Below are 24073 nucleotides of genomic sequence, written 5' to 3'. Positions count from 1 at the left end.
CTGGTGGCATGGGTGGACCGATGATGGGTCCCGACTCCCGGTCCATGGACTTCAAGAACTCCGGCAAGCGGCTGCTCGGGCAGTTCCGTCCCGAGCGGGCCACGATGTACGCGATGCTCGCGACCGTCGTGGTCAGCGTCGCCCTCTCCGTGCTCGGGCCGAAGATACTCGGCCGGGCGACGGACCTCGTCTTCGCGGGCATCGTCGGGCGGAACATGCCCGACGGCGAGTCCAAGGACGAGGCCCTCGACCGCCTGCGCGCGAGCGGCGAAGGCGGCATGGCCGACATGCTCTCCGGGCTCGACTTCACCCCGGGCGAGGGCATCGACTTCGGCGCGGTCGGCTCCGTGCTGCTGTTCGCGACCGCCGCGTTCCTGGTGGCGGGCCTGATGATGGCGGTGGCGACGCGGCTCTCCAACCGGGCCATCAACCGGACCGTGTTCCGGCTGCGCGGCGACGTACAGGCGAAGCTGTCCCGACTGCCCCTGTCGTACTTCGACAAGCGGCAGCGCGGCGAGGTACTCAGCCGGGCGACCAACGACATCGACAACATCAACCAGACGCTCCAGCAGACGATGGGCCAGCTCATCAACTCCCTGCTGACCATCGTCGGCGTGCTCGCGATGATGTTCTGGATCTCGCCGCTGCTGGCCCTGGTGGCCCTGGTCACGGTGCCGCTGTCGTTCGTCGTGGCGACGAAGGTCGGCAAGCGGTCGCAGCCGCAGTTCGTGCAGCAGTGGAAGTCGACGGGTTCGCTGAACGCGCACGTCGAGGAGATGTACACCGGGCACACCTTGGTGAAGGTCTTCGGCCGCCAGGAGGAGTCCGCGAAGGCGTTCGCGGAGCACAACGACGCGCTGTACGAGGCGTCGTTCAAGGCACAGTTCAACAGCGGCCTCATGCAGCCGCTGATGTTCTTCATGTCGAACCTGAACTATGTGCTCGTGGCGGTGGTGGGCGGCCTGCGCGTCGCCTCCGGTTCCCTGTCCATCGGTGACGTGCAGGCCTTCATCCAGTACTCGCGCCAGTTCTCGATGCCGCTGACGCAGGTCGCCTCGATGGCGAACCTCGTGCAGTCCGGCGTCGCCTCGGCCGAGCGGGTCTTCGAGCTGCTCGACGCCGAGGAGCAGGAGGCCGACCCGGTGCCGGGCGAGCGGCCCGCGGAGCCGCGCGGGCGGGTCGGCATGGAGCATGTGTCCTTCCGGTACGAGAAGGACAAGCCGCTGATCGAGGACCTGTCCCTGGTGGTGGAGCCCGGGCACACGGTCGCCATCGTCGGGCCGACGGGCGCGGGCAAGACCACGCTGGTGAATCTGCTGATGCGGTTCTACGAGGTCACCGGCGGGCGCATCACGCTCGACGGCGTGGACGTGAGCCGGATGACTCGGGACGAACTGCGCGGCGGCATCGGCATGGTGCTCCAGGACACCTGGCTGTTCGGCGGCACCATCGCGGACAACATCGCGTACGGGGCCGCGAAGGGCGTCACCCGTGCGGAGGTCGAGGAGGCCGCTCGGGCCGCGCACGCCGACCGGTTCATCCGTACCCTGCCGGACGGGTACGACACCGTCATCGACGACGAGGGGACTGGCGTCAGCGCGGGCGAGAAGCAGTTGATCACCATTGCGCGGGCGTTTCTGTCCGATCCGGTGATCCTTGTGCTCGACGAGGCGACGAGTTCTGTGGACACCCGTACCGAGGTGTTCATTCAGAAGGCGATGGCTCGGCTCGCGCATGGGCGCACTTCGTTCGTCATCGCGCATCGTCTGTCGACGATTCGGGATGCGGACACCATCCTGGTGATGGAGGACGGGGCGATCGTGGAGCAGGGTACGCATGACGCGCTGCTGGCTGCGGGTGGCGCATATGCGCGGCTGTACCGAGCTCAGTTCGCCGAAGCTGTGGCTGAGGTGGATTAGCGCCACCGCCGCGGGGGGTCGGCCGATCTGCGCGTGCCGGTTTGTTCGGGCTGGTCGCGCAGTTCCCCGCGCCCCTTCGGGGCGCCTCCTTGGGCCCTATTCCAAGTAGCCCCTGAGCTGGTCCGCGAACGCGTGGTCCCGGAGTTTGTTGAGCGTCTTCGACTCGATCTGGCGGATGCGTTCCCGGGTCACGCCGAAGATGCGGCCGATCTCCTCCAGGGTGCGGGGGCGGCCGTCGGCGAGGCCGTAGCGGAGCTGGACGACCTTGCGTTCGCGCTCGCCGAGCGTGGAGAGCACCGCTTCCAGGTGCTCGCGCAGGAGCAGGAACGCCGCCGACTCCACGGGGCTCGCGGCGTCGCCGTCCTCGATGAGGTCGCCGAGCGCGACGTCGTCCTCCTCGCCCACGGGCGCGTGCAGCGACACGGGCTCCTGGGCGAGGCGCAGGACCTCGCTCACGCGCTCGTGCGGCAGGTCCAGGTGGGCGGCGACCTCTTCGGGCGTCGGTTCGTACCCGCGCTCCTGGAGCATGCGGCGCTGTACGCGCACGACCCGGTTGATGAGTTCGACGACGTGCACGGGCACGCGGATGGTGCGGGCCTGGTCGGCGAGGGCGCGGGACATGGCCTGGCGGATCCACCAGGTGGCGTACGTCGAGAACTTGTAGCCGCGGGCGTAGTCGAACTTCTCGACGGCCCTGATCAGGCCCAGGTTGCCCTCCTGGACGAGGTCGAGCATGGTCAGGCCGCGGCCCACATAGCGTTTGGCGACGGACACGACGAGGCGCAGGTTGGCCTCGATGAGGCGGCGCTTGGCCATGCGGCCGAGGACGACGAGCTTGTCGAGGTCGAGGGCGAGCTGGGAGTCCAGGTCGGGGGTGCCCGACAGCTTCTCCTCGGCGAACAGGCCCGCTTCGACGCCGCGGGCGAGTTCCACTTCCTCGGCGGCGGTGAGCAGAGGTATGCGCCCGATCTCGCGCAGGTACTGGCGGAAGAGGTCGGACGACGGGCTGCCGGTGTCGGCGCGGCTGCGCGGGGTCGGCAGCTCCACCACGTCGGCGGTGGCGCCGGACGCCCCGGGCTCGTCGCTCTCACCGGTGGCTTCGGCGGGCCCCGCGGGCTCGGTGCCTTCCTGTCCCGCGGGGTCGGGGGGCGGCTCCGGGTGGAGCGCGGCGCGGCCCTGCTGCGGTACGGCCGCGATGACGTCGGCGTCCGCCTCGTCCGCCGGCGCCGCGGTGGCCTTCTGGGTGAGGGTCTGGGTCTGCACGGGGGCGACCTCCAGGGTGATCGCTGCCGCGGGGGACGGCAGCGGTACAGCGGGACCGGGGTCGGCGGCCTCGCCGCTGTCCGTCCCTGACACGATGTGTGGAACCGCGGGGATGTCGGACCCGCCGGCTTTCACGGGCCGGCCGCGCTCCGAGGACTCAGGCACCGCACCCCAGTGTGGAGTACGACACACGGCCGCCACGAGGGGCGTGCGACGACTTTCTGAGTCCGTACCGTGACCATGCGATTACTCGACGGGTTTCCGCTGCGGGCGGGGCTACGCCGGTACGGGAGCATGGATCGGGATATGGCCTAAAGGGCCGCGGCGCCCCGCTCGCGCAGCGCCCTGCCGTACTGCTGGAGCACCCACAACTCGTTCTGCACGGCGGCGAGTTCCTTGGGATCGCCGTGGCTGCCCGCGAGCCGTGTGAAGGTGCCCTGTACGTCCCGTACGCGGCGGTCCACGGCGCGCAGCCGCACGGTGACCAGTTGCTCGGCCGCGTACGCCTCGTCGACCGTGCGGCGCATGATGGCCTCCACCGCCAGCTCCGTGACCATGGCGCGGACGGCGTCGTCCGGGGCCACGTCCCGGACCCGGACCAGATACTCCTGCGGGTCCTTCAGGCCCTCCTCGGCGCCGCCCGCGTCGAGGATCGCCTGCCGCACCGCGGCGTAGGGCGCGGCGGTGAACTCGTCGACGCCGTACGCGTCGAAGGCCGGGGACACCAGGTGGGGGTACTGCAGTGCGAGCTTCAGGAGTTCGCGCTCGGTGGCGTACACGGGGTTGCGCAGGTTCAGGGCGGGACCGCCGCGGGCCGGGCGGGCGGCGGGGGCGGGTGCCTGGGGTCCGCGCTGCGCGGAGCCGGAGGGGGCCGGGGCGCCGCCGCGGTCGCGCGCCCAGCGGGCGAGCTGCCAGACGCGCTTCACGACGAACTGGGTGTCGAGGATGCCGAGCATCCCGGCGAGCTGCACGGCGACCTCGTGCTGGGCGCCGGAGTTCTTGATGCGGGCGACGACGGGCGCGGCCTCGTCGAGGGCGGCGGCGCGGCCCCCGGGGGTCTCCAGGTCGTAGCGGGCGACGATCTGGCGCAGCGCGAACTCGAACAGCGGGGTGCGCGGCCGGACCAGGTCGGCGACCGCCTCGTCGCCCTTGGCCAGGCGCAGGTCGCAGGGGTCCATGTTGTCGGGGGCGATGGCGATGTAGGTCTCGGCGGCGAACTTCTGGTCGTCCTCGAAGGCGCGCAGGGCCGCTTTCTGGCCGGCCGCGTCACCGTCGAAGGTGAAGATCACCCGGGCCGAGCCGTTGTCCATGAGCAGCCGCCGCAGGATCTTGATGTGCTCGGTGCCGAAGGCCGTGCCGCAGGTCGCGATGGCCGTCGTGACGCCCGCGAGGTGGCAGGCCATCACGTCGGTGTAGCCCTCGACGACGACGGCCCTGCTGGACTTGGCGATGTCCTTCTTGGCGAGGTCGATGCCGTACAGGACCTGGGACTTCTTGTAGACCGGGGTCTCGGGGGTGTTCAGGTACTTCGGGCCGTTGTCGTCGTCGCGCAGCCTGCGCGCGCCGAAGCCGACGACCTCGCCGCCGATGTCGCGGATCGGCCACATCAGCCGGCCGCGGAAGCGGTCGATGGGGCCGCGGCGGCCGTCCTGGGAGAGCCCGGAGAGGATCAGCTCCTTGTCCGTGAAGCCCTTGCCGCGCAGGAAGCGGGTGAGGTGGTCCCAGCCCGCGGGGCTGTAGCCCACGCCGAAGTGGGCGGCGGCGGTCTGGTCGAAGCCGCGCTCGGCGAGGAACTTGCGGCCGATCTCGGCCTCGGCGCTCTCCAACTGGGCGGTGTAGAAGTCGGCGGCCGCCTTGTGGGCCTCGATCAGGCGGATGCGTTCGCCGCGCTGGTGCGAGGGGTTGTACCCGCCCTCCTCGTAGCGCAGCGTGATGCCCGCCTTGGCGGCGAGGCGCTCCACCGCTTCGGAGAAGGTCAGGTGGTCGACCTTCATCACGAAGGTGAGGGTGTCGCCGCCCTCCTGGCAGCCGAAGCAGTGGAACAGGCCCTTGCTGGGGCTGACCTGGAACGACGGCGACTTCTCGTCGTGGAAGGGGCACAGGCCCTTGAGGTTCCCGCCGCCCGCGTTGCGCAACTGGAGGTACTCGGAGACGACGGCGTCGATCGGGACCGCGTCCCGAACCGCCTTCACGTCCTCGTCATTGATCCGTCCAGCCACGCATGGATTCTACGGTCTCCCTGGGCCCCCTATGGGGCTGCGCCCGTCTTCCCCTCATCGGCCCTTCGGGCCTCGCCCTCGAACGCCGGGCGGGCTGGTACCTCCCGCCCGGCGGCTGCTGTCAGGGCAGGAGGGACGCGAGGGGCCTGGACGGGTCGGACAGGGCGTCCGGGTCGGGGCGGGCGCCGGTGCGGATCAGGTGCTGCACCGTCTCGGTGACATCCCACACATTCACGTTCATCCCGGCGAGGACCTGCCCCTCGCGCAGCCAGAACGCGATGAACTCGCGCTTGCCCGCGTCACCGCGGATCACCACCTGGTCGTACGAGCCGGGAGGCGCCCAGCCCGAGTACTCCATGCCCAGGTCGTATTGGTCGGAGAAGAAGTACGGCACGCGGTCGTACGTCACGTCCTTGCCGAGCATGGCGCGGGCCGCGGCGGGCCCGCCGTTGAGGGCGTTCGCCCAGTGCTCGACGCGCAGTTGGGTCGCGTAGAGCCCGTGGTCGACGGCGGCCACGTCACCGGCGGCGTAGATGTCCGGGTCGGAGGTGCGCAGGGACGCGTCGACGGCGACGCCGCCGCCGTCCGCGCGGTCCACGAGGGCGAGGCCCGCGGACTCGGCGAGCGCGGTGCGCGGGGCGGCGCCGATCGCGGCGAGCACGTCGTGCGCCGGGTGCTCCTCGCCGTCGTCGGTGCGGGCGGCCAGGACCATGCCGTCCTGCCCGGTGATCTCGGTGAGCCTGGCGCCGAAGTGGAAGCGCACTCCGTGCTCGGCGTGCAGGTCGGTGAACATCTGGCCGATCTCGGGGCCGAGCACGGAGTGCAGCGGCGTGGGCTCCGGCTCGACGACGGTGACCTCGGCGCCGTACTCGCGGGCGGCGGCCGCGACCTCCAGGCCGATCCAGCCCGCGCCCGCGATCACCAGATGGCCGTTGTCGCGGCCGAGGGCTGCGAGGACGTGCCGCAGCCGGTCGGCGTGCGCGAGGCGGCGCAGATGGTGCACGCCCGCGAGGCCGGTGCCCGGCACGTCGAGGCGGCGCGGTTCGGCGCCGGTGGCGAGGAGCAGCTTGTCGTAGCGGACGACCGTGCCGTCGCCGAGCCTGACGGTGTGCGCCGCACGGTCTATGGCGACGACCGTCTGGCCCAGGTGCAGTTCGACGTCCGCCTGCGCGTACCAGCCGGGTTCGTGCACGAAGACGCTGTCGCGCTCCTCCTTGCCGAGGAGATAGCCCTTGGACAGGGGCGGGCGTTCGTAGGGGTGGTCGCGCTCGTCGCCGATGAGGATCACCCGGCCGGTGAAACCCTCGCTGCGCAGCGTCTCGGCCGCTTTCGCACCCGCGAGGCCCCCTCCGACGATGACGAACGTCTGATCCGCGTCGACCACTTGTTTCCTCCTCGAAACCGTCAGCTCACTGGAGCGTCCCGCACGGAGCGTGAGGACGGAAGGGGGTGTCCCCCTTTGCGCCTGAACCGGCGCCGCTCTCGCGGTGGTGGTTACCCACCGTTCGGGTTCCTCAATTTATTGGTTGCGGTGATCATCTCCCGGCACGACCACGCGTGAGGCGGTGGTGCAGGGACCGCGCCGCGGCGTCCGTGAGGGACGCGATCTGGTCGATGACGACGCGCTGGGCGGCCCGGTCGTCGGGCGCCGTGTCGTACAGCGCCCGGAACTGCGGGTCGAGCCCTTCGGGGGCGCGGGCGGTGAGGGCGGCGGCGAGTTCGGCGACGACGACGCGCTGCTCGGCGCGGAGCCGCTCCTGGGCGGGGCGCTGCATCACGTAGCGGTCGGCGACGGCCTTGAGGACGGCGCACTCCAGGCGTGCCGCGCGCGGTACGACGAGTTCGGCGGCGTACCGGGTGAGGGGGCCCGTGCCGTACCGCTCCCGGGTCGCGGACTCCGCGGCGAGACAGAAGTGGCCGATGAGCTGGCTGGTGGCGTCCTTCAGGCGGGCCTGGGCGACGGCGGAGCCGTCGTAGCCGTGCGGCCACCACTCCTGGTCCTGGAGCCGGTCGAGGGCGGCGGCGAGTTCCTCGGGGGCGGTGTCCGCGGGTACGTAGCGGCCGACGGCGACGGCGAAGACGTCCTGGCGTTCGGGTTCGGCGTGCAGCAGGTTCGGGTCGATGTGCCCTGCGTGCAGGCCGTCCTCGATGTCGTGCACCGAGTAGGCGACGTCGTCCGACCAGTCCATGACCTGCGCCTCGAAGCAGACGCCCCGGCCTTCGGCGTACCCCGGCCCTTCGGGGTGTCCCGGTCCTCCGGGGCCTGCCGGCGCTTCCTTGCGGATCCAGTCGAAGACCGGCCGGTCGTCCTCGTAGACACCGAACTTCACCGACGCCGGGTCGGTGGGGTGGGCGCCGCGCGGCCAGGGGTACTTGGTGGCGGCGTCCAGGGCCGCGCGGGTGAGGTTGAGGCCGACGCTGACGAGTTCGCCGCTCGCCTCGCTGCGCACGAACCGCTTGGGTTCGATGCGGGTGAGCAGGCGCAGGGACTGCGCGTTGCCCTCGAACCCGCCGCAGCCCTGCGCCACTTCGTTGAGCGCCTGCTCGCCGTTGTGCCCGAACGGCGGGTGGCCGAGGTCGTGGGAGAGGCAGGCGGTCTCCACCAGGTCGGGGTCGCAGCCGAGGGCGGCGCCGAGCTCCCGGCCGACCTGGGCGCACTCCAGGGAGTGGGTGAGCCGGGTACGGGCGCTGGCGTCCCACGCCATGCTCTTCGTGCCGGGGGTGACGACCTGGGTCTTGCCCGCGAGGCGGCGCAGCGCGGCGGAGTGCAGGACGCGGGCCCGGTCCCGTTGGAAGGCGGTGCGTCCCGGCCGCTTGTCGGGCTCGGCCGCCCAGCGTTCGGTGGCCGCCTCGTCGTAGGACGCGGTGGGGGCGTTCGGTGCGGTGCCTGCCATGCCCCGACAGTAGACGGCGGCCGCGGGCCGCTGTGCCCCGGACCCCCGTCAGACGGACGCCAACCGGCCGCGTGCCCCGGAGACCGGTGCGGTGGTGCGGGCCTGGTCGTAGCGGTGGAGCAGCAGGGCGGCGAGGGCCGGGTGCGCGCCCAGCGGGGCGGCCGCGAGGCCCGGCGCGGCGTCGGCGGCCTGGGTGGCGAAGCGTCCCGGGGCGGTGAAGTAGGCGGCGACGGCGGTGTGCCGCGCCCCCTGTGCGGCGAGGGCGCGCAGCGCGGCGGGCAGTGTCGTCGGGGTGTGTTCGGTGGGCGCGGCGTAGGCGGGGACGACGGGGACGCCCAGGCGGCGGGCGAGGAGGGCGGCGGCGCGGCGGGTGTCGACGGCGGCGGCGGGGTCGCGGGACCCCGCGGCGGCGAGGACCACTCCGTGGCCCGCGCCCGCGCCCGCGCCCCCCGGCCACCCGGCCTCGGTGAGGCGGGCGTGCAGGGCCTCGGTGAGCAGGGGGTGCGGGCCGAGCGGGGCGGCGACGCGCAGGGGGCGGCCGGGGCGGGTGGCCGCGGCGGCCGCGGCCGGGATGTCGTGCCTGACGTGGTGACCGCGGCTGAGCAGCAGCGGTACGAGAACACCGCCGCCGCCTGGCTCTTCGGCGTCCGGCCTGGCGGCGTCCGGCCCGGCGGCGTCCGGCCCGGCGGCATCCGGCCCGGCGGCATCCGGCCCGGCGGCATCCGGCCCGGCGGCATCCGGCCCGGCGGCATCCGGCCCGGCAGCGTCCGGCCCGGCGGTGAACAGCCCCGCAGCGTCCGGCCCGGCGGTGAGCAGCCCCGCAGCGACCGGCCCGTCGCCACCCGACCCGGCAACGTCCGACCCGGCGCCACCCGACCCGGCAGCATCCGGCCCGGCGGTGAGCAGCCCCGCAGCGTCCGACCCGGCGGTGAACAGCCCCGCAGCGACCGGCCCGTCGCCACCCGACCCGGCGGCGTCCGGCCCGGCGGCGTCCGACCCGGCGGTGAGCAGCCCGGCAGCGACCGGCCCGGCGGTGGGCAGCGCGTGCAGCGTCTCGGCGAGCGGTGGGTCGTTCAGCTCGATGTGCCCGAGCCGCACGTCAAGGCCTGGCCGCAGCGCCCGCACCTCGTCGAGCAGCGCCGTCACGGTGGCGAGGGCACGGGGGTCGCGACTGCCGTGCGCGACGACTACGAGGGCGGGGTCCGGGTACGTCATGGACCGAGGATCGCCGCCCCGGATTTCCGTCCCGTTGCGTCGCCGTGACGGCTCCTTTCCGCGAGCTCACCGAGGCGGTGGGGCGGCCGGGCCCCTCACAGCGGGCCTCCGCGGCCACGGAGGCCCGCGTACCGCCGGTGTAACCGGCCGGGTCCGGGGGTGAAACACACCCGCCCGAGGGTGGGGACATGAACACCTCGGCCGCCACCCCCACCCACTGCCCCTACTGCGCGCTCCAGTGCGGCATGGGGCTGACGCGCGGCCCCGCGGGGGTCGAGGTCGTGGAGCGGCCCGCGTTCCCCGTCAACGGGGGCGCGCTGTGCGGCAAGGGGCGTACGGCGACCGCCGTGCTCTCCTCGCGGGTGCGCCTGACCGGGCCGCTGGTGCGCTCCCCCGTCACGGGTGAGCTGGAGCCGGCGGGCTGGGAGGAGGCCCTGGACCGGGTCGCGGACGGCCTTGCGCGGACCCGGACCGCGTACGGGGCGGACGCGTGCGGGGTGTTCGGCGGGGGCGGGCTCACCAACGAGAAGGCGTACGCGCTCGGGAAGTTCGCGCGGGTCGTGCTCAGGACCTCGCAGATCGACTACAACGGCCGGTTCTGCATGTCGTCCGCGGCGGCGGCGGGAACGCGGGCCTTCGGCCTCGACCGGGGGCTGCCGTTCCCGCTCGCGGACGTGGCCCGCACGGACTGTGTGATCCTCGTCGGCTCCAACCTCGCGGAGACGATGCCGCCCGCGCTGCGGTACCTCACGGAGCTCAAGGACAACGGCGGCACGCTGATCGTGGTCGACCCGCGCCGCACCCGTACCGCCGAACAGGCCGACCTGCACCTCGCCCCGCGCCCCGGCACCGACCTGGCCCTCGCCCTCGGCCTGCTGCACCTCGTGGTCGCCGAGGGGCACACGGACGAGGCGTACATCCGGGAGCGCACCACCAACTGGGAGGAGGCGCGGGCCGCCGCCATGGCGCACTGGCCCGAGTACGTGGAGCGGATCACCGGGGTGCCGGTGCCGCAACTGCGGGAGGCCGCGCGGCGGTTCTGCGCCGCGGAGCACGCCATGGTGCTCACCGCGCGCGGCCCCGAGCAGCAGGCCAAGGGCACCGACACCGTCGCCGCGTGGATCAATCTGTGTCTGGCCACGGGGCGGCCGGGCAGGCCGCTGTCCGGGTACGGGTGCCTCACCGGGCAGGGCAACGGCCAGGGCGGCCGTGAACACGGCCAGAAGGCCGACCAGTTGCCCGGCTACCGCAAGCTCACCGACCCGGAGGCCCGCGCGCACGTGGCGGGGGTGTGGGGCGTGGACCCCGACACGCTGCCCGGCCCCGGGCGGTCCGCGTACGAGCTGCTCGACGCGCTCGGCGGTGAGGTGAGGTCGCTGCTCCTGATGGGCTCCAACCCGGTGGTGTCGGCGCCGCACGCCACGCACGTGGAGCAGCGGATCAGGTCCCTGGACTTCCTCGCCGTCGCCGACGTGGTGCTCTCCGAGACCGCGCTGCTGGCCGATGTCGTGCTGCCGGTGACGCAGTGGGCCGAGGAGACGGGCACGGTCACCAACCTGGAGGGGCGGGTGCTGCTGCGGCGGCGTGCCGTGGACCCTCCGGACGGTGTACGCAGCGACCTTGAAGTCCTGCACGGTCTGGCCGCGCGGCTCGGGCACGGCAAGGGTTTCCCCGCCGAGCCCGAGGAGGTGTTCGAGGAGCTGCGGAGGGCCAGCTCGGGCGGGCTCGCGGACTACGCGGGGATCTCGTACGAGCGGCTCGCGGAAGGCGACGGCGAGGGGGTGTTCTGGCCGTGCCCCGCGGTCCCCGAAGGCGCACCCGCGCACGCGGGGACGGAGCGGCTGTTCCTGGAGCGGTTCGCCACCGACGACGGGCGGGCGCGGTTCGTGCCCGTGACGCACCGGGACGCCGCCGAGGAGCCCGACGCCAGGTACCCGGTGGTGCTGACCACCGGGCGGGTGCTCGCGCAGTACCAGTCGGGCGCGCAGACGCGGCGCGTGGCCGAGCTGAACGCCGCCGCGCCGGGTCCTTTCGTGGAGCTGCATCCACGGCTCGCCGCCCGTCTGCGGGTCGCCGACGGCGAGGCGGTGGCCGTGGTGTCGCGGCGCGGGCGCGTCGTGGTGCCCGCGCGGGTGACGCCCGGCATCCGGCCTGACACCGTCTTCATGCCGTTCCACTGGCCGGGCGAGGGCCGGGCCAACATCCTCACGCACCCCGCCCTGGACCCCGTGTCGCGGATGCCGGAGTTCAAGGTGTGCGCGGTGCGGGTGGAACGCGCCTGAGGGCCCCCCTCCCCGGGCTCATCGCGCTTCGCGCTCGTCCTCGGACACCGGAGGGGCTTGAACCTCCTCGGCCACCCAGGACAGATACGCCGCGCTCCCCCGGGGCACGGGAGTGGCGATGATCTCCGGGGTGTCGTAGTCGTGGGCCTGTGTCAGCCAGGACTCCAGGTCGGCGTAGCGGTGGTCGGTGGTCTTCAGGAGCACCTGCCACTCGCGGGCCGTCTCGACGGCGCCCTCCCAGCGGTACACCGAGGTCACGGGGCCGTTGATCTGCGCGCAGGCCGCGACCCGCGCCTCGACCGCGCCGCGCGCGAGGGCCTCGGCCTTGCCCGGGGTGTCGGTCGTGGTCAGGACAGTGAGGACGGTGGTCGGCATCGGCTCGGTCACGGCTCAAGGCTACCGGCGCCCTGCCGCGGGCGCCGCAGGCGTGAGAGGGACCCCCGTACCTCCGCACGCCCCGGCAGCGACCCCGCGCCGCGCCGCACACCGGCGTCAACTCCCGTACGCCCGCGCCCCCTTGGCCGCCCGCAGCGCCCACGCCCACCAGTGCAACTGGTCCAGCATGCCCTTCGCCGCGGCGTCCGCGAGGGCGGGGTCCTTGTGGTTGCCGTCGTCGTCGAAGAGGCCGCCCGCGTTGTGGAAGGAGACGGTGTCGCGGACGGTCACCATGTGCAGCTCCGCGAAGACCTGCCGCAGGTGCTCGACCGCGCGCAGGCCGCCGGAGACACCGCCATAGGAGACGAGGCCCACGGGCTTGGCCTCCCACTCGGCGCGGTGCCAGTCGATGACGTTCTTCAGGGACGCGGGGAAGGAGTGGTTGTACTCGGGCGTGAGGACGATGAAGGCGTCGGCCTCGGCCAGCTTCGGGGTGACCTTGGCGAGTTCGGTGACGACGTCGGCGGACGGGCGGAAGGACAGGGAGGTGGGCAGGTCCACCTCCGCCAGATCGATGACGTCCGCATCGAATCCCTCGTGGTCGCGCACCCGGCGCAGCAGCCACTCGGCGACGACCGGGCCGAAGCGGCCCTCGCGGTTGCTGCCGACGATCACGGCGACCTTCACCGGGGTCGCGGTCGCGGCCTCGAACGCGGCGGCGGTGGACGGGGAGACGGTCTGGGCTGTGGTGGTGTTCATGCACAGAGCTTCTTAGTTGAACCTTGGTTCAGGTCAAGCCGTGCCCACGACTAATCTGGCGGCATGACGACGCATCTCTCCCCGGGCGCCAAGGAAGCCACCGTCGGCGAGCTGGCCGAGCGCAGCGGAGTAGCTCCCTCCGCCCTGCGTTTCTACGAGCGCGAGGGGCTCATCAGCAGCCGCCGCACCAGCGGCAACCAGCGCCGCTACAGCCGTGACACGCTGCGCCGCGTCGCCTTCATCCGCACCTCGCAGCGGCTCGGCATACCGCTGGCCACGATCCGCGACGTGCTGCGGCTGCTGCCCGAGGACCGCACGCCGACGCGCGAGGACTGGGCCCGCATCTCGGAGTGCTGGCGCGCGGACCTGGACCAGCGCATCCGCACCCTGGAGCGGCTGCGCGACAACCTCGCGGACTGCATCGGCTGCGGCTGCCTCTCGCTCGACCGGTGCGCCCTGTCGAACCCGTGGGACGAGCTGGCGGCGCACGGGCCGGGCCCGCGGCGCCTCCTTGAGGACTGAGCGGCGCCTCCGCGCAGGCTCAGCGGTGCCTCCGCGCAGGCTCAGCGGCGCCTCCGACAGGAGGTGAGGGCCGCCCCTCGACGACCGGAGGCGCCACGATCGTACGGTGGGGCCATGACCACACCATCAACCCCCACGGACGTGCTCCGACTTGAGGTCGACGGCAGACCCGGCACCGTCGAGTCCCTGCGGGCGCGCGCCCTGGACACCTTCGGGCACTTCACCGCGATGCAGGTCAGAGGGGGCGGGGTGCGCGGCCTCGACCTGCATCTGCGCCGCCTGGACACCGGGACGCGGGAACTCTTCGACCAGGGTCTCGACGGCGAGCGGGTCCGTGACCTCGTCCGGCACGCGCTCACCGGCGACGGCGGCGCGGGCGCCACCGGGGTGATCGCCGACGCCTCGGTGCGCGTGTACGTGCACGCCCCCGACGGGACCCCGTCCCTGATGGTCACCGTGCGGCCGCCCACCGAGCTGCCCGCCACGACGGCCGCGCGGGCGCAGTCCCTGATGTCCGTGCCGTACGTCCGGCCGGTCGCGCACGTCAAGCACCTCGGCGGCTTCGCGCAGGCCTACCACGGGCGGGCGGCGCGCCGCGCGGGCTATGACGAGGCGCTGCTCACCGGGCCCGACGGCGCGATCAGCGAGGGCGCGATCACGAACGTGGCCTTCTGGGACGGGCACGAGGTGGTGTGGCCCGATGGCCCGCACCTGGCCGGCATCACCATGCAGCTCCTGCGGGCCCGCCTGGCCGACGCGGGCCTGCCCACGCGCCTCGGCCGGGTACAACTGCGGGACCTGCCCGCGTACCGGGCCGCCCTCGTCATGAACTCGTGGGGCATCAGTCCGGGGCGGCGCGTCGACGACCTGGACCTTCCCGTCGACGAGAAGCTGATGACGACCGTGTCCGAGGTGTACGAGGCCGTCCCGTGGGACGCGCTCTGAGCCGCCCCGGGACCCGGCCGGCCGCGGGGGCGGCGGCGCGTCGGGTCACCCATTCACAGCCGCCGTGCGACGGCTTCGGTACTTGTTCCCCGACACACGGGGTGACCTGCTGGAACGTCATCGTCGATACGTCCGGATGCGCGGCCCCGCGGGGATTCTGACGGCTCCTCAGCAGGCGTGCGGCGCCGAGTGCCCTTTATCTCGGAGGTGCACGCCTGCACGAAGGCATCGACAGGAGCCCGCCCCATGCGCACAGCCCGCCGACTGACGACCTCCGCCGCGCTCGCCGTCGCCTCGGCCGGTGTCCTCACGGCCGGGGTCTTCGTGGCTCCCGCGGCCGCGGCGCCCGCCGACGGCCTGGAGGTGTCACCGGCCACCGTCACGCCCGGCACCAGCGTCACGGTGCGCACCGCCGCGTGCGGCGGGAGCGGCGGCGGTGCCACGGGGGACGCGAGCGCGGTCGGCGCCGGCACCTTCGCGCTGGCCCCGGGGAAGGGCGCCCAGGCGCTGTCGGGGCGGTTCGACGTGCCCCCTTCGGCGCAGCCTGGCACCTACGAGATCGTCGCCCGGTGCGCGGGGACGGACGGCCGTCAGGTGGCCGGCGACCTGTCGGTGACGCTGACGTCCACGGCGCCCGCCCGCGGGGAGCAGCCCGTACCCGTACCGGTGCACCCGAAGGGGCATGTGAAGACGGGGGTCGGCGGTGCCCTCGGCCCCGATCCCGTGAAGACCGCGGCCGGCGTGGGCGTCCTCGCCGTCGCCGCCGCGGGCGGTACCTGGCTCCTGCATCGCCGGGCGAGAGGCGACAGGATCTGACGGGCCCCCTCCGCGGTCCGCGGGTATCCGCTCCCCTCCCTCTCCCGGCCGCCCGTCCCTGGCGCCCCCGGGAGGGGGAGGCAGGACGCCCCCTCCCCCTTCCCCCGTCGACGACTCCTCCTCCCCCAGTGACGATCCCAGGCGGTGAGCCATGCGCCGGACAGAGCGGCCAGGCAGGTTCGGCAACACCCTGATAGCGGCGGCCACCGTGCTCGCCATCGGCAGCGGTGGGTGGCTGGTGTACGAGGGCACGGCGTCCCACGCGCCGCCGCAGCCGTCCGCCGCGCAGGCCGCCGTGGCGGGCACAGGACCGGTGGGACCAGGGCTCTCGGCCCCGCTCCCGCCGTCGCCGCCCGACCGGATCCGCATTCCGGCGATCGACGTGGACGCCCCGTTGATGGGGCTCGGCCTGACCCGTCAGGGCAGCCTCGATGTGCCGCCGCCGCGCCACAAGAACCTCGCGGGGTGGTACGAGGCGGGCACCATGCCGGGCGAGCGCGGCACGGCGATCCTGGCGGGGCACGTCGACAACGCGGAGGGCCCGGCCGTCTTCTACCGGCTCGGGGCGCTCACCAAGGGCCGCGTCATCGAGGTCGAGCGGCGCGACGGCGGCGTGGCGCTCTTCACGGTCGACGCCGTCGAGGTGTACGACGCGAAGGACTTCCCCGACGAGAAGGTGTACGGCGCCGCGTCCCGCCCCGAGCTGCGGGTCATCACCTGCGGCGGCGCGTACTCCAAACAGACCGGCTACCAGGGCAACGTGGTGGTCTTCGCCCACCTCACGGGCACCCGGTAACGGCTGTCGCACCGGTACCCGGTAGCGCCTGTCGCGCGCCGCCCCGCTACGCCACCCACTGCTCGTAGGACATCTTCGCCACGAGCCCCACCACCGTGGTCAGGAGCACGATCCGTACGAAGCCGCTGCCCTTCTTCAGGGCGGTGCGGGCGCCGAGGGTGCCGCCCACGAGGTTGAAGAGGGCGAGGACGAGGGCGAGCCGCCAGAGCACGGCGCCCTGCCAGGCGAACATCACGAGGGCGCCCGCGTTGGTGCAACAGTTGACGATCTTCGCGTTGGCGGAGGCACGGACCAGGTCGAGCCGGAGGACGGCGGTCAGCGCGAGCACCAGGAAGGTACCGGTGCCGGGGCCGATGAGGCCGTCGTAGAAGCCGATGCCCACGCCCGCGATGCCGATCGCGGCGAGCACGCGGCGGGGCGGCAGCGGGCCCGCGGCGGGGGCCGTGCCGAAGTCGGGCCGGAAGATCACGAAGGCGCCGACGCCGACCAGGACGGCCATGATGACGGGCTTGAGCACGTCGGTGCTCATCCCGGCGGCGAAGAACGCGCCGCCCATCGACCCCGCGAGCGCCGCGAGGCCGATCCGCACGGCCGTGGCCACGTCGATGGGGGCCTTGCGCACGTACGTCACGGCGGCGCCGGTCGTGCCGACGATCGCCACCGCCTTGTTGGTGCCCAGTGCGGTCGCCGCCGGGGTCGTCCCCGGCAGGCCGAGCAGCAGCGCGGGCAGCAGCAGGAGTCCGCCGCCGCCCACCACGGCGTCGATCCACCCCGCCGCGAGCGCGGCCAGGCACAGGACGACCACCGTGGTCATGGATATGTCAGGCATGATCGCGACCCTAGCGGCCCCTGCTTCGGCTCCCCCTGTGGGCAACTGGTCCGCCGGCCTCACAGCCCCGCCCCCCGCCCGCTGAGCCCACCGTTCCGCGGGGGAAACAGGACGGCACCCGCAGGGAAATCTGCGCCCCGCACGCTGCGGGGTATGACCAAGAGGACCCCGCACCACCGCACCGTGGTGCTAGGCGCCGGCCTCGCGGGAGCCCACCTCGCCGCCCGGCTCGGCCCCGACGCGCTGCTGATCGGCGAGGAGCCGCACGCCCCGTACAACAGGGTCCTGCTCACCGACGTGCTCGCCGGCCGGTACGGGCCCGAGGTGATCGCCCTGCCGCGGCCCGCGCGGGGCGGCTATCTGCGCACCCGCGCCGTCCGCATCGACCTCGCCGACCGCGTGGTGCTGTGCGAGGACGGCTCCCGCGTCCCGTACGGCACGCTCGTCCTCGCGACCGGCGCCAACCCGGTGCTGCCCCCGCTGCGCGGCCTGTTCGCCCCGGGCGCCCGGGACCTTCCGGGCGGGGTGCACGCGTTCCGCACGATGACGGACTGCCTGGCCCTCTCGGCCGCCGGGCCCGGCACCCGCGCGGTCGTGGTCGGCGGCGGGCTGCTCGGCGTGTGCGCGGCCGGGGCCCTCGCCGACCGGGGCGCCCAGGTGGTCCTGGCCCAGCAGGGCGACCGGCTCATGGAGCGCCAGCTCGACCCGGACGCCTCCGAGCTCGTGCGCGCGCACCTGGCCGCGCTCGGCGTGGAGGTGCACACCGAGTGCCGGGTGCGCGGAGTGCGGCAGCACGACGGCGCGGTGCGGGCGGTGGAGCTCGCGGACGGCTATCGGCTCGACTCCGATCTGACGGTCCTCGCGTGCGGGGTCCGGCCGCGGACCGGGCTCGCGCGCGCCGCGGGCCTGGAGGTCCGGCGCGGCGTCGTCGTCGACGACCGGCTGCGCACCAGCGACCCGCACGTGTACGCCGTCGGGGACTGCGCCGAGCACGCGGGCCAGACCCGCTGCCTGGCCGCGCCCGCCCTCGACCAGGCCGACGCCCTCGCCGCCGCGCTGACCTCGCCGGAGTCCGCACGGCCGTACTCCGGCACCCGCTCCCTGACGCGCCTCACGCTGCCGCACGGCGAGCACCCGCTGGACCTCGCGGCGTTCGGCGACCCCGAGACCAGGCCCGACGACGACGTCGTGCGCCTCACCGACGCGACCCGCGGCACGTACCGCAAGGTCGTGGTCCGCGACGACCGTCTCGTCGGCGGGGTGCTCCTCGGCGAACTCGCGGCCGTGGGCGCCCTCGCCCGCGCCTGGGAGTCCGACGAACCCCTGCCCGACGACGGCAGCCCGCTGCTGCACCTGCTCACTCACGACGGAGGGCACTGACCCGATGGACCCGACGCACAAGAAGACCCTCGTCCTGGTCGGACACGGCATGGTCGGCCAGCGCTTCCTGGAGGCCCTGGCCGAGCGCGGCCTGACCGCGACGCACCGCGTCGTCGTGTTCGCCGAGGAGCCCCGCCCGGCCTACGACCGCGTGCAGCTCACCTCGTACTTCTCCGGCCGCACCCCGGACGAACTCTCCGTCACGGACGCGGGGTTCATGGCCGCGCACGGCATCGAGCTGCACCTGGGCGACCCGGTCGAGCGCGTCGACCGGGACGCCCGCACCGTCACCTCGCGCGCCGGGCACACCCTCGCGTACGACATCCTCGTACTCGCCACGGGATCGGCGCCGTTCGTGCCGCCGGTGCCGGGCAAGGACGCGACCGGGTGCTTCGTGTACCGCACCATCGAGGACGTCCTGGCCATCGAGGCGTACGCCACCGCGAACGCCACGACCGGCGCGGTGGTCGGCGGCGGGCTGCTCGGCCTGGAGGCGGCGGGCGCGCTGCAAGGGCTCGGGCTCGGCACGCACGTGGTGGAGTTCGCGCCGCGCCTGATGCCCGCGCAGGTGGACGAGGGCGGCGGCGCCGCACTGCTGCGCACCCTGGCCGGGCGCGGGCTCGTGGTGCACACGGGCACCGGCACGCAGGAGATCCTCACCGACGACGCGGGCGCGGTGCGCGGGATGCGGCTCTCGGACGGCACGGAACTCGACGTGGGCCTTGTCGTGTTCTCGGCGGGCGTGCGGGCCCGCGACCGACTGGCCAGGGACTGCGGGCTCGCGGTGGGCGAGCGCGGCGGCGTCGTCGTCGACGAGCGGTGCCGCACCGGTGACCCGGCGGTGTACGCGATCGGCGAGTGCGCGCAGGCCACCGACGGCCGCGTGTACGGTCTGGTCGCGCCGGGCTACGAGATGGCGCAGGCCGCGGCCGCCGCCATCGCCGCCGGTGACGCGTCGGACACCTCCGACACGCTCTTCACGGGCGCCGACATGTCCACCAAGCTGAAGCTGCTCGGCGTCGACGTGGCGTCGTTCGGCGACGCGCACGGCGCGGCCGAAGGCTGCCTGGACGTCGCCTACGCCGACTCGCGCTCCGGCACGTACAAGAAACTGGTGGTGAGCGCCGAAGGCACGCTGCTCGGCGGGGTGCTCGTGGGCGACACGGAGGCGTACGGGACGCTGCGCGCACTGACCGGGTCTGTGCCGCCGGTGCCCGCCGAGCAGCTCGTGCTGCCCGCGGGCGCGGGGGCCGCCCCGGCGCTCGGGCCCGACGCGCTGCCGGGCGACGCGGTGGTGTGCAACTGCCACAACGTCACCAAGGACGCCGTGCAGGCCTGCGCGACGCTGCCGGAGGTCAAGAAGTGCACGAAGGCCGGTACGGGCTGCGGGAGTTGCGTCAAGCTCATCGGGCAGCTCCTCCCGCAGTCCGGTGACACGGGCCTGTGCGGCTGTTTCGCGCAGACCCGCCAGGAGCTGTACGAGATCGTGCGCACCCTGCGCATCGCCTCCTTCCAGGAACTCCTGGACCGCCACGGCCGCGAAGGGGCGCGCGGCGGTGAGGGCTGCGAGACCTGCAAGCCCGCCGTCGCCTCGGTCGTCGCGTCCCTCGCCCCCGCGATCGGCGCCGACGGCTACGTACTCGAAGGCGAGCAGGCGGCCCTCCAGGACACCAACGACCACTTCCTCGCCAACCTCCAGAAGAACGGCTCCTACTCGGTCGTCCCGCGCATCCCGGGCGGCGAGATCACCCCGGACAAGCTCATCGTGATCGGCGAGGTGGCCCGCGAGTTCGGGCTCTACACGAAGATCACCGGCGGTCAGCGCATCGACCTCTTCGGCGCCCGGGTGGAGCAGCTCCCCCGGATCTGGGCCCGCCTGGTGGACGCGGGCTTCGAGTCCGGGCACGCGTACGGCAAGGCGCTGCGCACGGTGAAGTCGTGCGTGGGGCAGACCTGGTGCAGGTACGGGGTGCAGGACTCGGTGCGCATGGCCATCGACCTGGAGCTGCGCTACCGGGGCCTGCGCGCCCCGCACAAGCTGAAGTCGGCGGTTTCGGGCTGTGCCCGCGAGTGCGCGGAGGCCCGGTCCAAGGACTTCGGTGTGATCGCGACGGCGAGCGGCTGGAACCTGTACGTGGGCGGCAACGGCGGCGCGACCCCGCGCCACGCGGACCTGCTCGCCCAGGACCTGGACGACGCCGGACTGGTGCGGCTCATCGACAGGTTCCTGATGTTCTACATCCGCACCGCGGACCGCCTGGAGCGCACCTCGGCGTGGCTGGAGCGGATCGACGGCGGCCTCGATCACGTACGGGACGTGGTGGTGGACGACTCGCTGGGGCTCTGCGCCGAGTTGGAGGCCCTGATGGCCGACCACGTCACGCACTACCGCGACGAGTGGGCCGAGACCCTCGCCGACCCCGAACGCCTCGCGCGGTTCGTCTCGTTCGTGAACGCCCCCGAGGCCCCGGACCCGCTGGTGGCGTTCGTCCCCGAGCGCGACCAGATCAAGCCCGACCTGCCCCTGCTGACCCTGCGGCCGCCCGCCGCCGCCCCCCTCGCCCTGGATCACGACCTCGACCTGGAAGGTGCCGTATCCCGATGACGACAGCCACAGCGACGGCGACCGCGGCACCGGCGGCGCCCACCACGGACGCACCGGCGGCCGCGAGCGTGCAACTGCGCCTGGACGGAACCTGGCTGACGGTGTGCGCCGCCGACCGGCTCACCCCCGGCCGCGGCGTGGCCGTGCTGCTCCCCGACGGGCGGCGCCAGGTGGCCCTGTTCCTGGACCGGGGGCGGCGCCTCTACGCCATCGACAACCGTGACCCCTTCTCGGGTGCCGCCGTGCTCGCGCGCGGACTGATCGGCTCGGCGGACGGCCGCCCGTTCGTCGCCTCGCCCCTGCTGAAGCAGCGCTTCGACCTGGCGTCGGGGCGGTGCCTCGACGATGACGACGCGGGGGTGGCGGTGTACGAGGTACGCGTCAGCCCCTGACCAGGGGCGCACGCTCTGCCGCTGACCGGGCCGGGGCGGGTCGGGCCGTCGGGTTAGCGCAGTCCCGACGCCTCGAACACCGCCCTGGCCTGCCCGCGTTCCAGGCGCGTGAGCAGTTGCCGCAGTTCCACGGACCCCGACCGCAGCAGGCCCACGGCCAGGGACCGGCGGGCGCCGAGGTCCAGGCGGTGCAGCAGGAGCGGGTTCGCGGCGAGGACCTTCGGGTCGAACTCGACGCGGTTGCCGAGCGAGTCGCACAGCACGAGCCGGGCGCCGACGGTCTCGCTGACCCGCACCGCGGTGAGCAGACCGGTGCACACATGGCGGCGGCGCAGCGGACCGCGCACGGCGAGCCAGCCTGGGCCCGCCGTCACCCGCGCCGGGTGCAGGATCACGTAGAGCAGTCCGGCGAGGCCCGCCCACAGGCCGGTGCGGAGGCCGCTCAGGGTGCCCGCGCCGAAGTCGACCAGCATGATCAGGGCGAACAGCGCGCACGAACAGAAGGCCGCCGCGCGCAGGTCGGCCGCCCAGTTGCGGTCGGTCAGCACGGCGTCCGCGGCCGGCACCGCCCGCGCGGCGGGGTCCGCGCCCCGAGTCGTCCAGTCATGTCCCATGTGCGGCACCGTAGGCCGAGGCGGCTCCGCCGTCTGCGGCGTTGACGTGCTGCATACAGACCCATGCCACACCTTTACGCGCAGTTGACGTTCCCCCTCAACAAGGCGTCAAGAGGTGACCCGGGCCCGTCAAGGAGTCGCCAAGGGGTGCCGCTCCCCCACTCACGGGCGCCGACGCTGGACCGGCCCGGGGCACGACCGCACCGGCCGACCAGGAGGAAAGGCCCAGCATGACGACCGTTTCCCGGCGCAGCGGCGCCCCGGCACCCGCGGCAGCCCCCGGCACCGGCGCCCCGGCACCCGCGGAGGTCCCCGGCACCAGCGCCCCGGCACTCGCGGAGGTCCCCGGCACCAGCGCCCCCGACCCGGGTGAGCGGCACCGCCTCACCGCCCTGCAGGGCCTGGCCGCCCTGTCCCTGGACGCCATGGCGTCCGTCGCGTACGGCCCCGAGGCCATCGTGCTCGTCCTGGCCGCGGCCGGCGGTCACGGCCTCGGCTTCACGCTGCCGGTGACCCTCGCGATCGCCGCCCTGCTCGCCGTGCTCGTCGCGTCCTACCGCCAGGTCGTCGCGGCCTTCCCGGACGGCGGCGGCAGCTACGCGGCGGCGAAGACCCACCTGGGCCGCCGTGCGGGACTCGTCGCCGCCGCCTCCCTCGTCCTGGACTACGTCCTGAACGTCGCCGTCGCCGTGACCGCCGGGGTCGCCGCCCTCACCTCCGCCTTCCCCGAGCTGTACGGGGACCGGCTGTGGCTGTGCCTGGGCGTCCTCGTCGTCATCACGGGCGTCAACCTGCGCGGCATCGTGGACTCGGCGCGGGTGTTCATCGCCCCGACCGCGGTGTTCGTCGGCGCCATCCTCACCCTGGTCGCCGTCGGCCTCTTCCGTGCGGCGCCCGTCTCCACCGAGGCGTCCGCGGGCCATGCCTCCGTGCTCGCCGACAACGCCACCACGGTCGGAGCGCTGCTTCTGCTCAAGGCCTTCGCGTCCGGCTGCTCGGCGCTCACCGGCGTGGAGGCGATCGCCAACGCCGTGCCGTCCTTCAGGGCCCCGCGCGTCAGGCGCGCCCAGCACGCGGAGGTCGCGCTCGGCGCCCTGCTCGGCGTGATGCTGATCGGCCTGTCCGTCCTCATCTCCCGCTTCGGCCTGCAACCGGTCGAGGGCGTCACCGTGCTCGCCCAGCTCACGGACGCCTCCCTCGGCCACAACTGGGCTTTCTACGTCGTGCAGTTCGCGACGATGATCCTGCTCGCGCTGTCCGCCAACACCTCCTTCGGCGGCCTTCCCGTCCTGATGAGCCTCCTTGCCAGGGACAACTACCTGCCACATGTGTTCGCCCTGAAGGCCGACCGGCAGGTGCACCGGCACGGCGTGCTCGCCCTGGCCGTCGCGGGCGCCGTCCTGCTCGTCTTCTCCGGCGGCGACACCAACACCCTCGTGCCGCTGTTCGCGATCGGCGTCTTCGTCGGCTTCACGCTCTGCCAGACCGGCATGGTCGTCCACTGGCGCGCGGCGGGCCGTCCCGCGAAGGCGCTTCTGAACGGCTTCGGCGCGGTCCTCACCGGGATCGCGGCGGTCGTCGTGACCGCCACGAAGTTCACCGAGGGCGCCTGGCTGATCGTCCTCGCGCTGCCCGCGATCGTCGTCGTCTTCGAGGTGGTGCACCGCGCCTACGGCCGCATCGGCGAGAACCTCGGCCTCGGCCGGGTGCCCGAGCCGCCGCACCGCGACCACTCCCTGGTCATCGTGCCCGTCTCCGGTCTCTCCCGGCTGACCTGCGAGGCCCTCAACGCGGCGGTGTCGCTGGGCGACGAGGTGCGGGCCGTGACGGTCTCGCACGACGACCCCGAGGACCGGCGCGCCACGGAGAACCTGCGCCGCGACTGGGAGCTGTGGAACCCCGGCGTGGACCTGGTGGAGCTGATGTCCCCCACCCGCACGGTGGGCCGTCCCGTCGCCGCGTACGTGCAGCGGGTGTACCGGTACCACCCGGGCACCCGGGTCACCGTGCTGATCCCCGAGGTGGAGCCCGCGCACGTGTGGGAGCGGCTGCTGCAGAACCAGCGTGGGGCGGTGCTTGCGCACGCGGTGCGGCGGGAGACGGATGCGGTGATCTGCCGGTTGCGGTTCCGGGTGGGCGCTCGGCGGTGACGGCTGCCCGCCGTGGGGCTCGCTCTCCTCTTCGCCGTCCGCGGGTTGGTGGGGGCTGGTCGCGCAGTTCCCCGCGCCCCTTCGGGCGCCATCCCTCG

19 protein-coding genes and 1 pseudogene are annotated in these 24073 nt (G+C 73.7%); 10 read left to right on the top strand and 10 right to left on the bottom strand.

The genetic code is table 11. The annotated features are described in order from the left end of the window. Positions 1-8: 8 nt before the first annotated feature. Positions 9-1919, top strand: a complete 1911-nt coding sequence (locus tag IG78_RS0123105) for an ABC transporter ATP-binding protein (RefSeq protein ID WP_030566239.1) — start codon at positions 9-11, stop codon at positions 1917-1919. Positions 1920-2015: 96 nt separating this feature from the next. Here the strand turns inward: IG78_RS0123105 and IG78_RS0123100 are convergent, their stop codons facing one another. The 6 genes and pseudogenes from IG78_RS0123100 to IG78_RS52735 all read right to left on the bottom strand — a co-directional run. Further along, positions 2016-3347 carry an RNA polymerase sigma factor gene (locus tag IG78_RS0123100; RefSeq protein ID WP_030566237.1) on the bottom strand — a complete coding sequence of 444 codons (1332 nt, stop codon included), beginning with the start codon at positions 3345-3347 and terminating at the stop codon, positions 2016-2018. A gap of 146 nt (positions 3348-3493) precedes the next feature. Further along, positions 3494-5401, bottom strand: a complete 1908-nt coding sequence (gene dnaG / locus IG78_RS0123095; RefSeq protein WP_030566235.1) for a DNA primase — start codon at positions 5399-5401, stop codon at positions 3494-3496. Positions 5402-5522: 121 nt separating this feature from the next. Next, positions 5523-6785, bottom strand: a complete 1263-nt coding sequence (locus IG78_RS0123090) for an NAD(P)/FAD-dependent oxidoreductase (protein ID WP_030566233.1) — start codon at positions 6783-6785, stop codon at positions 5523-5525. Positions 6786-6936: 151 nt separating this feature from the next. Then, positions 6937-8295 (bottom strand): deoxyguanosinetriphosphate triphosphohydrolase, encoded by a 1359-nt coding sequence (locus IG78_RS0123085; protein WP_030566231.1) that lies wholly within the window; start codon positions 8293-8295, stop codon positions 6937-6939. A gap of 48 nt (positions 8296-8343) precedes the next feature. After that, the gene (locus tag IG78_RS0123080; protein WP_430739058.1) at positions 8344-9111 is read right to left on the bottom strand and encodes a sirohydrochlorin chelatase; all 768 of its coding nucleotides are present in this window, start codon (positions 9109-9111) and stop codon (positions 8344-8346) included. A 222-nt stretch (positions 9112-9333) separates the two neighbouring features. Further along, positions 9334-9510, bottom strand: a pseudogene (locus tag IG78_RS52735) (CbiX/SirB N-terminal domain-containing protein); the annotation flags it as partial. Between the two features lie 188 nt (positions 9511-9698). On the opposite strand from IG78_RS52735, the gene IG78_RS0123075 reads away from it, so the two are divergent. Further along, positions 9699-11792 carry a molybdopterin oxidoreductase family protein gene (locus IG78_RS0123075; RefSeq protein WP_030566227.1) on the top strand — a complete coding sequence of 698 codons (2094 nt, stop codon included), beginning with the start codon at positions 9699-9701 and terminating at the stop codon, positions 11790-11792. 18 nt (positions 11793-11810) lie between these two features. Here the strand turns inward: IG78_RS0123075 and cutA are convergent, their stop codons facing one another. Next, complete coding sequence (gene cutA, locus IG78_RS0123070) at positions 11811-12167, bottom strand: divalent-cation tolerance protein CutA (RefSeq protein ID WP_037685887.1); 357 nt, start codon at positions 12165-12167, stop codon at positions 11811-11813. 117 nt (positions 12168-12284) lie between these two features. Beyond that, a complete protein-coding gene (locus IG78_RS0123065; RefSeq protein ID WP_030566223.1) occupies positions 12285-12926 on the bottom strand; it encodes an NADPH-dependent FMN reductase in 642 nt (213 codons plus the stop codon). A gap of 63 nt (positions 12927-12989) precedes the next feature. Between IG78_RS0123065 and soxR the strand changes: the two genes are divergently transcribed. The 4 genes from soxR to IG78_RS0123045 all read left to right on the top strand — a co-directional run bounded on the left by soxR (position 12990) and on the right by IG78_RS0123045 (position 16005). Continuing rightward, a complete protein-coding gene (gene soxR / locus IG78_RS0123060) occupies positions 12990-13448 on the top strand; it encodes a redox-sensitive transcriptional activator SoxR (protein WP_030566221.1) in 459 nt (152 codons plus the stop codon). A 114-nt stretch (positions 13449-13562) separates the two neighbouring features. After that, positions 13563-14393 (top strand): aminotransferase class IV, encoded by an 831-nt coding sequence (locus tag IG78_RS0123055; protein ID WP_030566219.1) that lies wholly within the window; start codon positions 13563-13565, stop codon positions 14391-14393. 246 nt (positions 14394-14639) lie between these two features. Next, positions 14640-15209, top strand: coding sequence for a GVDTG sorting domain-containing protein (locus IG78_RS0123050; RefSeq protein ID WP_030566217.1), 570 nt, complete (start codon positions 14640-14642; stop codon positions 15207-15209). A gap of 151 nt (positions 15210-15360) precedes the next feature. Beyond that, positions 15361-16005 carry a class F sortase gene (locus IG78_RS0123045; protein WP_030566215.1) on the top strand — a complete coding sequence of 215 codons (645 nt, stop codon included), beginning with the start codon at positions 15361-15363 and terminating at the stop codon, positions 16003-16005. A 46-nt stretch (positions 16006-16051) separates the two neighbouring features. Here IG78_RS0123045 and IG78_RS0123040 read toward each other — a convergent pair whose 3' ends face one another. Continuing rightward, complete coding sequence (locus IG78_RS0123040) at positions 16052-16834, bottom strand: sulfite exporter TauE/SafE family protein (RefSeq protein WP_030566213.1); 783 nt, start codon at positions 16832-16834, stop codon at positions 16052-16054. A 153-nt stretch (positions 16835-16987) separates the two neighbouring features. Here IG78_RS0123040 and IG78_RS0123035 point away from each other — a divergent pair, with 153 nt between their 5' ends. Genes IG78_RS0123035 through nirD form a run of 3 tightly spaced genes read left to right on the top strand, consistent with a single transcriptional unit; the run spans position 16988 to position 21211 of the window. Continuing rightward, positions 16988-18214, top strand: a complete 1227-nt coding sequence (locus IG78_RS0123035) for an NAD(P)/FAD-dependent oxidoreductase (RefSeq protein ID WP_030566211.1) — start codon at positions 16988-16990, stop codon at positions 18212-18214. 4 nt (positions 18215-18218) lie between these two features. After that, positions 18219-20819 (top strand): nitrite reductase large subunit NirB, encoded by a 2601-nt coding sequence (gene nirB / locus IG78_RS0123030; protein ID WP_030566209.1) that lies wholly within the window; start codon positions 18219-18221, stop codon positions 20817-20819. Then, on the top strand, positions 20816-21211 hold the full coding sequence (nirD, locus tag IG78_RS0123025; protein WP_030566208.1) for a nitrite reductase small subunit NirD: 396 nt from the start codon (positions 20816-20818) through the stop codon (positions 21209-21211). The genes nirB and nirD overlap by 4 nt, the downstream gene beginning before the upstream one ends. A 53-nt stretch (positions 21212-21264) precedes the next feature. Here nirD and IG78_RS0123020 read toward each other — a convergent pair whose 3' ends face one another. Continuing rightward, complete coding sequence (locus tag IG78_RS0123020) at positions 21265-21825, bottom strand: hypothetical protein (RefSeq protein WP_078965350.1); 561 nt, start codon at positions 21823-21825, stop codon at positions 21265-21267. Positions 21826-22055: 230 nt separating this feature from the next. Between IG78_RS0123020 and IG78_RS0123015 the strand changes: the two genes are divergently transcribed. Beyond that, positions 22056-23975: an APC family permease gene (locus IG78_RS0123015; protein WP_037685874.1), complete on the top strand. Its 1920-nt coding sequence runs from the start codon at positions 22056-22058 to the stop codon at positions 23973-23975. The last annotated feature ends 98 nt before the right edge of the window (positions 23976-24073 follow it).

The sequence above is a fragment of the Streptomyces aureocirculatus genome, from assembly GCF_000720475.1.
Taxonomy (GTDB): Bacteria; Actinomycetota; Actinomycetes; order Streptomycetales; family Streptomycetaceae; genus Streptomyces; species Streptomyces aureocirculatus.
Note: the sequence above shows the minus strand (reverse complement) of the source record. Positions and strands in the feature narration are given on the sequence as shown.

Bases quoted from the DNA above. Each gene is read 5' to 3' on its own strand.
- IG78_RS0123105 (WP_030566239.1), top strand. From the start codon at position 9: ATGGGTGGACCGATGATGGGTCCCGACTCCCGGTCCATGGACTTCAAG.
- IG78_RS0123085 (WP_030566231.1), bottom strand. From the start codon at position 8,295: ATGGCAGGCACCGCACCGAACGCCCCCACCGCGTCCTACGACGAGGCG.
- IG78_RS0123075 (WP_030566227.1), top strand. From the start codon at position 9,699: ATGAACACCTCGGCCGCCACCCCCACCCACTGCCCCTACTGCGCGCTC.
- cutA (WP_037685887.1), bottom strand. From the start codon at position 12,167: ATGCCGACCACCGTCCTCACTGTCCTGACCACGACCGACACCCCGGGC.
- IG78_RS0123065 (WP_030566223.1), bottom strand. From the start codon at position 12,926: ATGAACACCACCACAGCCCAGACCGTCTCCCCGTCCACCGCCGCCGCG.
- soxR (WP_030566221.1), top strand. From the start codon at position 12,990: ATGACGACGCATCTCTCCCCGGGCGCCAAGGAAGCCACCGTCGGCGAG.
- IG78_RS0123055 (WP_030566219.1), top strand. From the start codon at position 13,563: ATGACCACACCATCAACCCCCACGGACGTGCTCCGACTTGAGGTCGAC.
- IG78_RS0123050 (WP_030566217.1), top strand. From the start codon at position 14,640: ATGCGCACAGCCCGCCGACTGACGACCTCCGCCGCGCTCGCCGTCGCC.
- IG78_RS0123045 (WP_030566215.1), top strand. From the start codon at position 15,361: ATGCGCCGGACAGAGCGGCCAGGCAGGTTCGGCAACACCCTGATAGCG.
- IG78_RS0123040 (WP_030566213.1), bottom strand. From the start codon at position 16,834: ATGCCTGACATATCCATGACCACGGTGGTCGTCCTGTGCCTGGCCGCG.
- IG78_RS0123035 (WP_030566211.1), top strand. From the start codon at position 16,988: ATGACCAAGAGGACCCCGCACCACCGCACCGTGGTGCTAGGCGCCGGC.
- nirB (WP_030566209.1), top strand. From the start codon at position 18,219: ATGGACCCGACGCACAAGAAGACCCTCGTCCTGGTCGGACACGGCATG.
- nirD (WP_030566208.1), top strand. From the start codon at position 20,816: ATGACGACAGCCACAGCGACGGCGACCGCGGCACCGGCGGCGCCCACC.
- IG78_RS0123020 (WP_078965350.1), bottom strand. From the start codon at position 21,825: ATGGGACATGACTGGACGACTCGGGGCGCGGACCCCGCCGCGCGGGCG.
- IG78_RS0123015 (WP_037685874.1), top strand. From the start codon at position 22,056: ATGACGACCGTTTCCCGGCGCAGCGGCGCCCCGGCACCCGCGGCAGCC.